Genomic DNA, 10222 nt, shown 5'->3' with positions numbered 1-10222 from the left:
ATCGGGTAAATTACCTAATTTTCAGGGAAAAAGTCCCGGAATTTTCCCCCCGACCACTCCCATATCTGGTACTTTTTGATTGACAAAAAGTCTAAAAGTCTTACCCAACAAGGTTTTTAGATTTATTCAGCTAACCCTACCTAATTTTCAGGGAAAAAGTGCCTAAATTTCCCCCTGATCACTCCCATGCCAGGCACTTTTGGATTTCAAAAAGGTCTAAAAGTCTTATCCAACAAGGTTTTTAGATTTATTCAGCAAACCCTAGTTAACCTTTTGGCAATTATCTGGATGACTAAAAATAAAAGAGTGCTGATTTTAGGGGGAACGGGGGAAGCGGCGGCATTAGCGGCTAAAATTGCGGCAATTCCGGGTATAGATGCCATCGCTTCTTTGGCAGGTCGCACGAGAGAACCGATTACTCTCACAACTCCTTCTCGCCGGGGGGGGTTTGGTGGTGCCGCCGGGTTAGCCAATTATCTGCGCCAAGAAGGCATTGATTGTTTAATTGATGCCACCCATCCCTTTGCCGCACAAATTTCCTTTAATGCCGCTCAAGCCGCCTCGGATTGTGGTATTCCTCGATTAATGTTAAGTCGTCCAGCTTGGGAAAAAGTATCTGGAGATAATTGGATTGAAGTAGAAAACAATCAAGCGGCGGCGAATATTTTACCCGGGTTAGCACCGCGGATATTTCTCACTATTGGTCGGCAAGAACTGGCCAGTTATGCACATCTAAAAAATATCTGGTTTTTGATGCGGATGATTGACCCACCGGCAGCGGATGCCATCGTACCGGTTGGAAAATTATTGTTGGAACGGGGGCCTTTTTCTTTGCAGTCAGAGCGCTCTCTTTTGCAAGAATATAAGATTGGGGCGATCGTGAGTAAAAATAGCGGCGGTGATGCCACTTACGCCAAAATTATCGCCGCTAGAGAGTTGGGAATAACCGTGGTCATGGTGCAACGTCCACCTGTACCTGAAGGAGAAAAAGTGGCAGATGTTGAAAGTGTCCTGGCATGGTTAGAAAAAAGATGGCTCTCTTGATTTTTCTGGGAAAATCATCGGTAAGGTTGGCTGAAAAAGTCAATTGTCTGGTGATGGGGTGATGGGGTTTTAGGGTTTTAGGGTTTTAGTTGAAATTCCCCACTTCCCCACTTCCCCACTTCCCACTTCCCCACCCAATCTAGGAAAATCACACTTTCACCACGTTGCTAAAAGAGATTTTCAGGTAATCATCTTCCATTTTTGCTCCGGAAGGTTTCAGGGCTGCTAAAGCTTGGGGTAAGACTAAATTACGACGGTGATTACCGATGCGAATATTTAACTCGTCTCCAGTTTTATTTAGCTGTATTTGTTCCTTGGGTATGCCGGGTAAATATAATTCCAGACTGTAATGATTTTCCTGTTGAACTACCCGAATGGTGTTTTCTTGGTAATAAACCTTAGTCGGATCTTCCCCAGCAAAAAGAGTTTCTTTCAGTCTTTCCAAAGCGGGTAAACCACACATTTCTTCCGAGTAGAGAGGAACTTCCTTAACCGGTAAGGGATGAAAATTATCGTAAATTTCCTGTTTATAACCCTGTTGATTTTCTTTCCAACGAGCAAAGAAGGGATCGGTTACTTTGTCGGGAATAATCCGATTAGCAATAATCAAATCGGTGGAAACATTATAGAGACTTAGGTAGGCATGGGCGCGTAAAGACTCCTTAATCACCATTTTTTCGGGGTTTGTCACCAAACGTACCGAGGTTTGAGTATTATCGGTCAAAACCTTTTCTAAAGCCTCGATCTGCTCATAAAACTCGTAGGGAGCGTCCATAACTTCCTTGTCCGGTAGGGAAAAACCGGCGATCGGTCGAAAAAAGGGTTCCACCAGTGGTCGCAATGCCACCGACATTCCCTGTAAAGGTTTGTAAAATCTTCTCATGTACCAACCGCCCACTTCTGGCAAACTCAGCAATCGTAAGGCTGTACCCGTGGGTGCGGAATCGATAATCAACACATCATAAGTACCCTCATCGTAGTGGCGTTTCATGCGAACTAAGCCGAAAATCTCATCCATTCCGGGTAAAATCGCTAATTCTTCCGCTTGCACTCCATCTAAACCCCTAGCTTGCAATACCTGAGTAATGTAACGTTTTACTGCGCCCCAGTTGCCTTCCAATTCCATTAGTGCGTCTAATTCTGCCCCCCAAAGATGGGGACGTACCAAACGAGGATCGTGACCTAATTCGAGATCGAAACTGTCAGCGAGAGAGTGAGCGGGATCGGTGCTGAGAACTAGGGTTTTATAGCCAAGTTCGGCGCAGCGGAGTCCTGTAGCGGCGGCGACGGAGGTTTTACCCACGCCTCCTTTACCGGTCATGAGAATTACACGCATGGGGGCTGATTCTAAGAAAATTTACATTACTTATTCTTATTATGACGGGAAAGTTAACAAATTGAGGACAAGAATCAGCATTCTTGGCTAGAAAATTCCACTCCCCGACCATCACCCCGGGGAATTAGGCTCTGTTCAAAAAATTGCTGACAGCGATTTTCAGCATCAGCGACGAGAACTTTGGCAAAATGACCCTTTTCGAGAACTTCTTGCCTCGGACGTTGTTCGTAGGCATAGATAATCAAAATATCTCCTGGTTGACAGAGCAGCGCCGCACCACCGTTGGGGCAAATTTCCCCAGTTTGGCCAGGAAAAACGTAGGTGGAAAAGCGCTTACCATTGCTAAGATTGACCACATCCACTTCTTCAAGGGGCAAAATACCGACCCGCTCAATCAATTCTCGATCGATAGTGATACTGCCGACATAATCGACGTTAGCCTCGCTGACGCGCACTCGATGGAGTTTGGCGTGCATTAATCGAATTGTTCCCATGTATTTTTTCCTATTTCCCCCAATTACTTCAATTATTATGCTCTCCCAGTGGGAATGTTTACTAAAAAATCTCGGTCAATGGCAAGGTTCTTTTACCCGTCTGTCTCCCCAAGGCGATCTGATCGAAGATACCCCGACTTTGGTATCTTTGCAAGGCGTTAATAATAATCGATCAATTCGTCAATTGGTCCGCCGTCTCTACAGCGATCGAGTGCCAGAAGATTTGATTTTAGAGTATAGTTCTCTCCATCAGGGTATTCTATTTAGCCAGACGGGAGCTTTTTGCCAAGGTTCTCTATATTTTAGTAGTTTTTCCTCACAATTCGGGGCAGAATTTGGGTTAATCTCTGGAGAAAGACGATTAAGAATCGTACAGTTATTTAATGAGCGCTGTGAGTTCGATCGCTTGACTTTAATTCGGGAAAAGTTAGTGGATTCTCAGTCACCAGAAAGACCGATGTTATCGGTGGAGCAATTACTGGGTCAATGGCGAGGACAGGCGGTGACAACGGGACGCGATTTTTATAATTCTCCTGCCTATTCTACCCATGTATCGATCGAGCGTCAGGGGGATAATTATCTCTCGCAAACTTTGACTTTTGGCGATAGTCAAATTACTTCTAGCGCTCGTATTGAGGGACAAAGATTGTTGTTTGAAAATAGTCCGCTGCCGATTCAAATCCTGCTGCTGCCCGATGGAGCCTCCTGTAATACACCTCTGAAAATTACTGCCGGTCATCGTTTTGTTTTAGAGGTGGGTTGGTTACTTTCTCCTACTCAAAGACAGCGCTTAATTCGTTCTTATAACGAGAAGGGAGAATGGACAGGTATTACTCTGGTGACAGAGGAAAAAGAAAGCTATTAGCCGTCAGCCGTCAGCTAGATTGATAATAAAAAGGAAATTGACTAATTACACTGAAAAATATCGGGTTTCTCCTAAACATGAATTATAAGTAAGTAGTTATAATTAAATTGAAGATAGATTTTGCCTCAGATCCCCCCTGCCCCCCTTGATAAGGGGGGTGCCGATAGGCGGGGGGATCCCCCCTTAATCCCCCCTTAATAAGGGGGGCATCTGATAATTTTTAACGACTACCTACTTAACTGGATTTGGTATCTTCTCCTTGCTCGGAGACTTGCCAAAACAACAACTTTGTACTTCACCAATAAGATAACTGCTCTCAGAAGCTGAATGCTAAGGGCTGCTTTATATAAGCAAAATTTATCAAAATCCCAATATACTTGAGAAGATTTAAATTTACATTCCTTCATCTTTACTTTTCTTAAAAAATAATTGAGAAAAATTCCTATTTGTCAACGAGATTGCAATAGTTACAGCCCGCTGCTAAAATCTAAGAATCGGGTTACTCTGTGCATTTTTAGTCCTTGTGCCTTGAAACCCTTACCACGTCTAGGATGACTAATTCGTCACTAGGGAAAACTTGCCAATTGCTCCTTTGACGAAAAAGATCTTTTGCCAAAAATATGTGTACTTATGTTAAAACGAAAAAGTTTTTTTGACAAAATGTACCAGATATGCTGCGAGAAAAGTGTCCAGATTAGCTACTGGGGATGGGAAACTGTTAACTATCTAGGGTTTGCGGCAAAAAGTTGGTTGGTGGGGGCCGGGTGTGGGGTGTGGAAGGAACCACAGAGACACAGAGGACACAAAGATTGATCACTCCTATATAGGGTTTGCTGAAAAAGTTTTTCCTAGGGGCAGGGTGTAGGGTGTGGGGTGTGGGGTGTGGGGTTTTACCGATTTTGAGGGGGTCAATTACCTAATTTTCAGGGAAAAAGTCCCGGAATTTTCCCCCCGACCACTCCCATATCTGGTACTTTTTGATTGACAAAAAGTCTAAAAGTCTTACCCAACAAGGTTTTTAGCTTTATTCAGTAAACCCTACATAGAAATATCTACAGCAGTTATCCTAATTGATCAATTCTCATTTCGCCGAGGTATTTACGGAGATAGGGAGAAAAAACCTCGTAAATCAGGGTAAGGGGTTGGCGAGCGTGCCAAAATAGGTAATGACGACCCCAAAATGCTCCTTTTTCCCCAAAAGCTATTTCTAATTCCGGGGAATGACCGTAATAAAGTCCCTGCACATCGCGATACAATTCCGTGTGCAGCCGCGAGAGACTTTCCCAAATCGGTAGGGAACGATTTTCTAGATATTCGTCCACTTGATTGACAGACCACCAAGAAGCGGCATAGGCTAACCTTTGACCACTAGCTGTGCGTAACCAGACTTGACGACGCAATCTCGGCCCCGGAATCAGACTAATTTTCATCGGTGCGCCATCCTCATCGTCGCCGATGGGGGACATATCGATCACATCCACTTCCGTTTTTTCACCGGTTAAAAGTTGTAAATGACGGGTGGGAGAACCATCGCCGAGAATTAAAATCTGCCACGGGGGTGCGAGTTGGCTATGGGGTAAACCTTGTTTAACATCGGTTTCGTCTCCTTGCCAGAGAGGGGACAGGGAGTACCAAGGACGATTAAGCAGGGGCTTTTCTTGGGGGCGGAGGATAGCAGTCAAGGTTTGTTACAAAACTTTATGATTTTTTCATTAATCATAACACGGGATTTTTGTCTGCTGGCGATAAAAGCGATCGCCTTGCTCTAATCCTCTCTAAACTTTTCGGTTAGCAGATGCACTTTTGCCAAAGGAGATTGACTATTTTGATTTTAACGATAGAAAGGTATCAATATCTGGAGGAATTTTTGTAATCTTCTCAGGGCAATTAATTGTCGAATCTTGGGATTAATTTGGGGGGGATAAATGCTGGTGGCTAATTGTTCTTCTAGTAAGGCATATTCTGCCGCAGTTAGGGGTTGATTATCAAGGGGCGAGCGAGCCGAAGTGATAATTTCTGCTCGTAAAACTTCTTCGGGAATATCTTCAGGAGCGGGCAAAGCAAGGGCTTTTAGGGGCGATAAGAAACCGATCGAAATGAGAATAATAATTTTGGTCGTTCGCTGCATTTAATTTAAACCGGGGGGCAATTTTTCCCGACACTGTTGATGAATTTCCCCGATTCTAGCAAACAACCAGGGATATTTTTGACGATAACTGGGAATTAGAGCCAGAGGACTGAGTAGGGCAGTGGCGGCAATATCGGCTACACTTAATTTATCCGCCACCAAATAGGGCTGATTTTGCCAATATTCTAGAATCTTGAGGGCATTTTCTAGGCGCTCCTCCGCTAGTTTTACCCTGGCTGGGGTGATTTTATATTGTTGTCGCACGATATTAATAATTATTTGACTACTCAGGGAAGGATCGATCGCTTTTCCCTCTCCAGCGCGATAATTATAATAGACAAATCTAGTCGCTACTCCAATACTTTCATCTAACCAATCCTCTAGTAACCAAGCTTGATTTTTCTCCTTTTCCCCAGCGGGAATAAAAGAGGGGAAAGGAACTACTTTTTCTAAATATTTTAAAATGGCAGTAGAATCGGCAATAATCTCATCTGCTGCCATTAAAACGGGGACAGTGGTTAACCCTTTAGTTAGGGGACTGAGTTTGAGAATATGTAGTCCGGGGGTGAGATTTTCTACTTGGTAATCAATCCCCTTATAACCTAGGGCTAAACGAGCTTTGCGACAGTAATGAGATGTGCTAAATTGAAGTAAAAGCATTAAGTGTTGTTGGTTGCTATAGTAGTTATCAGTTATCAGTTATCAGATTTGAGTTTTAAGTTCACTGTTCACTGTTTACTGATCACTCTGTTGACTGAATTGGCAATAGGTCTATACTATGAGCAAACCCTCCCTTTTTTCGGCTGTTTCTCGTCCTTATGCGACTAATTCACAAGCAAAAGATCCCTGGTTAGCGGTCAATCTCTCGATGTTTTTCCCCGGTTTGGGACAATGGTATGCTAACAAAAACCAAAAAGCAACCCTTTTGGCAATCGCTCAAGGAATATTAATAATTGTGACAATTTGGTCAATTTTTAGCCCCAATGGCCATGTAAGCTGGGGATTAGGGGGAATAGTTGCTCTGGTTATCGTTTACATTAGCAATATTTTTGACGCTCACTGGACTGTTTATTATTCCAGACAGAATAACAGCTTAGAGAAAATTCCCCGCCAACAAAAAAACCCATGGTTTGCCGTCTTCGCTAACCGGATTATACCCGGGTTAGGGCAATTGTACGCCGATAAGGTGATCTTAGGGATAATTTTTCTGACTATATCCCTGATTACCCTGAAAATAGATGATTTTTTGGCCAATATCCTCTTTCTTACCCCTTTAATTACAGCAATCGCTGTTTATCATGTTTATCACACTTTCCCCGATCAATTTCATCCCCATCGTCACACCTATCGTTCCATTTTGGCGCTGATGGTGGCAGCAATTTTTACTTGGGGAATTATCTGTAATTATTTTCCCGATTGGTTACATCAAAGAATAGAATTTTTCGAGATTCCGAGCGAATCCATGCTGCCTACCCTCGCAGTAGGTGATCGCATTTTCGTCAGTCAATCCAGTAATTATCAAGCGAAAAGAGGCGATATAATTGTTTTTAGAACTCCCGAAAAAATTAAGCAACTAGAGCCTAATTCTGGAGATTTTTTTATCAAACGAGTCATCGCTATTTCTGGGGATACCATTGAAATCCGCAGGGGTAAAGTTTATCTCAACTGGCAAGTTATCGAGGAACCCTACACCGCCGAGTTAGCCAATTATGAAATAGAATTTATGACTGTACCCCCAAAAACCCTGTTTGTTTTGGGAGATAATCGTAACCATAGTTTTGATTCCCATGCTTGGGGTTTTTTGCCAGAAAGTTATATCGTTGGTCAAGCCTATAAAGTTTACTGGCCTCTCGATCGTGTCCAGTCTTTGCTATGATGGGGATGACTAAGCTGTTGACTATCTGAATTACTCGTTAAGACTTCATGGGAGCAGGGAGAGGGGGGTTGAGCATTTGTCCTAAAGTTTACAATACGCAGTTTAAATGCAGTACAGCATCCCTTGAATTGTTCCTGAAAAATTACCACTGGTGCTAGATAATTAACTTCAATCTTTTCTTGATTAATATGCTGTTAAAATTCCCTCACAAGCTGAAAATTAAGCAAATAATATTATTAGTATTCTGGCTAGGAATAGGGATATTTTTCTGGTGGTTATCGTGGCAATCCCCCGGGATGAGCCAAATTCAACGACCCGAAACAGTTGCTCAACAAATTTATCAAGCAATGCCAGATTTACCGAAAGAAAACAACTATACCCGTCGAGATACAGGGGCGATCGATCCGAATAATACTTTAATCAGTCGCTTTCTTCGTTATCATCAAGATACAAAAAAAAGGTTTACTCTCATCCGTTTTGATTGGCAATTAACCCTAGGGGATTATCTAGGAGTGAACGAGAAAATCAGCGAAGAAAACTATCCCGGACAAGCAACCCTTACGGTTAACCCGATGGCTGCCGATATCAAAGCGATTAACAGTCTTAATCGTCGTCAAAGGCAGCAGTTAGTCACCCTTCTAGTCGAAATTTATAACCCCGCCATTCTCCCCCAAGAAACCCCCAATCCTAGCCCTTCTCCCAGTCCCTCTCCCCGTCGTCCATCTTTATCAAAACCGGGAGATGCCGACCTATTAAAATTCTAGAAAATTATGGAAAAAATTCTCAAATATGGTTCAGGTTGGCGACTCGGTTGGGATGCTAAGGCAGCCATTTATAAAGGATTAATTGGTGGCGATGATTGGGCGATCGAATTGACCGAGTCCGAGTGGCAAGATTTGCGTCGGTTACTATCACAATTGACCGCAACTATGGCGGCCATGGCCACAGAATTAATGGATGAAGAAAGTATTGCTTGTGAAGCGGAAAGCGAGCTTTTATGGTTAGAAGCGGCAGGATTTCCCGATAATTATTCCCTGCGATTTATTCTCTATCAAGGTCGCGGTTGTGAGGGCAATTGGTCAGCCACTGCCCTGCCAGAGTTGCTCGCCGCTTGGGACAATTTGCTTTACAATTTTTAAGAAAGCGGTGGGCATAAGTTAATTTTTGTCTCCCCCTCTTGACTTTTTGATTCCCCTGTGCTGCTATGCTTGCCCATCCGAGGACGAAGACCGATAATCTCACCTACACTCCGCCCCCATTGCTGAAAAACGGTTTTGCCATGACCCTCTATGTGTCCCTAAAAGCGCGAGAAACCTGGCAAAATACGATCGCTATTCCCGAACCAGTCTATCAAGAAACCATTTTCACCGGGGCCAATGCCGTCCCCATCTACGGGATTTTTTCCATTCCCCCGCAAGGGAAAGGAACCATTATCGGCACCTACGGCATCACGGGAGACTTAGATAATCAATGGTTTTTAAGAATTTTAGGCAGAAAAGCCGTAGCAAGAAACTACGCAGTCGTCCTCTTCGATTGGCGGGCCCACGGTAAGACAGCCGAATTATCCCCGACTCTCACCTCCGATGGCATCTATGAAGGGCTAGATTTCCTTCATATTGCCGCCCAAGCCCAAAAAATGGGCTGTCCCGCTCCTTTTTGGTTCACAGGTTACTCTCTGGGGGGACAATTGGCCCTCTGGGGAATTAAATCGGCAGAGAATCAGGAAGATATGGGGATCGATCCCGTCGATATCGGTGGTGGTGCGGTAATTTGTCCTAATTTAGACTCTAATCGTTCTTTATCCTATCTCGTCCGGGATCCCTGGGGGAAACATTTGGAAAAAGCGATCGCCAGGGAATTACGCAAGTTAGCCAAACGCATCCATCAAGCTCATCCCGATCATATCGATCCCCAAGCAATTACTCGCGCCACCACGATTGCAGGATTCGATCGAGAATTAGTGATTCAAAACTTAGGATTTGAGACAGTTTTTGACTATTATGCCGCTAGTAGTCCCTTGCCCTTTCAACCCTATTTAACTAAACCCACTTTTATCCTCTACGCGGCCGATGATCCCCTCTTTTCCCCCGCAGTTATTCCCGATCTGCAAGCAGCGATCGCCGATAATCCCCACGTGGATCTACTCTTAACCAACTATGGCGGTCATGTGGGTTATATCAGCAGTTTATCCTGTCAGCGTCAGTGGGGCGATAGCGATCGCTGGTGGGCATGGAATCGGGTTTTAGACTGGTTTGACCAAAAAACTGGCAAATAATCCTAAATCCGTTGAGTATAGGTTGCATATCACGATAGGCACTCATGCAAGAGGGGGAATAAATAGGGTCTGCTGAAAAAGTTTTTCCTGGGGGTAGGAGTCGGTCGTCAGGAGTCAGGAGCCGGTCGTTTCAGGCTTTGTTGCCCTTGTTTTTTGTACCAAGCGATGTACTACAAGAAGGATAATGCAAGGTTTTTGAAAGTC

At 43.9% G+C, this 10222-nt stretch carries 11 protein-coding genes; 6 read left to right on the top strand and 5 right to left on the bottom strand.

Going from position 1 to position 10222, the window contains the following annotated elements; all coding sequences use genetic code 11:
* Positions 1-288 precede the first annotated feature (288 nt).
* Positions 289-1044, top strand: a complete 756-nt coding sequence (locus O9295_RS20455) for a cobalt-precorrin-6A reductase (protein WP_288034924.1) — start codon at positions 289-291, stop codon at positions 1042-1044.
* 148 nt (positions 1045-1192) lie between these two features.
* Here O9295_RS20455 and O9295_RS20450 read toward each other — a convergent pair whose 3' ends face one another.
* Together O9295_RS20450 and panD are read right to left on the bottom strand one after the other, a co-directional pair.
* Positions 1193-2380 (bottom strand): TRC40/GET3/ArsA family transport-energizing ATPase, encoded by a 1188-nt coding sequence (locus O9295_RS20450; RefSeq protein WP_002758246.1) that lies wholly within the window; start codon positions 2378-2380, stop codon positions 1193-1195.
* Positions 2381-2454: 74 nt separating this feature from the next.
* Positions 2455-2874: an aspartate 1-decarboxylase gene (panD, locus tag O9295_RS20445; protein WP_288034921.1), complete on the bottom strand. Its 420-nt coding sequence runs from the start codon at positions 2872-2874 to the stop codon at positions 2455-2457.
* A gap of 37 nt (positions 2875-2911) precedes the next feature.
* Between panD and O9295_RS20440 the strand changes: the two genes are divergently transcribed.
* Positions 2912-3739, top strand: coding sequence for a DUF3598 family protein (locus O9295_RS20440; protein WP_012266526.1), 828 nt, complete (start codon positions 2912-2914; stop codon positions 3737-3739).
* Positions 3740-4800: 1061 nt separating this feature from the next.
* Here O9295_RS20440 and O9295_RS20435 read toward each other — a convergent pair.
* The 3 genes from O9295_RS20435 to O9295_RS20425 form a co-directional block, all read right to left on the bottom strand.
* The gene (locus tag O9295_RS20435; RefSeq protein WP_002758121.1) at positions 4801-5421 is read right to left on the bottom strand and encodes a chorismate lyase; all 621 of its coding nucleotides are present in this window, start codon (positions 5419-5421) and stop codon (positions 4801-4803) included.
* A 149-nt stretch (positions 5422-5570) separates the two neighbouring features.
* Positions 5571-5867, bottom strand: coding sequence for a glutathione S-transferase (locus O9295_RS20430; RefSeq protein ID WP_147071506.1), 297 nt, complete (start codon positions 5865-5867; stop codon positions 5571-5573).
* Complete coding sequence (locus O9295_RS20425) at positions 5868-6527, bottom strand: glutathione S-transferase family protein (RefSeq protein WP_147071504.1); 660 nt, start codon at positions 6525-6527, stop codon at positions 5868-5870.
* A 118-nt stretch (positions 6528-6645) separates the two neighbouring features.
* Here O9295_RS20425 and lepB point away from each other — a divergent pair, with 118 nt between their 5' ends.
* The 4 genes from lepB (at position 6646) to O9295_RS20405 (ending at position 10018) form a co-directional block, all read left to right on the top strand.
* The gene (gene lepB, locus O9295_RS20420) at positions 6646-7743 is read left to right on the top strand and encodes a signal peptidase I (RefSeq protein WP_288034918.1); all 1098 of its coding nucleotides are present in this window, start codon (positions 6646-6648) and stop codon (positions 7741-7743) included.
* A 188-nt stretch (positions 7744-7931) separates the two neighbouring features.
* The gene (locus O9295_RS20415; protein WP_147071500.1) at positions 7932-8507 is read left to right on the top strand and encodes a hypothetical protein; all 576 of its coding nucleotides are present in this window, start codon (positions 7932-7934) and stop codon (positions 8505-8507) included.
* Positions 8508-8513: 6 nt separating this feature from the next.
* Positions 8514-8882 carry a DUF1818 family protein gene (locus tag O9295_RS20410; protein WP_288034915.1) on the top strand — a complete coding sequence of 123 codons (369 nt, stop codon included), beginning with the start codon at positions 8514-8516 and terminating at the stop codon, positions 8880-8882.
* A gap of 65 nt (positions 8883-8947) precedes the next feature.
* The gene (locus tag O9295_RS20405) at positions 8948-10018 is read left to right on the top strand and encodes a YheT family hydrolase (RefSeq protein ID WP_288034912.1); all 1071 of its coding nucleotides are present in this window, start codon (positions 8948-8950) and stop codon (positions 10016-10018) included.
* The last annotated feature ends 204 nt before the right edge of the window (positions 10019-10222 follow it).

Origin of the sequence: Microcystis sp. LE18-22.4A, from assembly GCF_027531105.1 — a bacterium.
GTDB classification, from domain to species: domain Bacteria; phylum Cyanobacteriota; class Cyanobacteriia; order Cyanobacteriales; family Microcystaceae; genus Microcystis; species Microcystis aeruginosa.
This window is presented reverse-complemented; position numbering and strand designations above follow the sequence as displayed.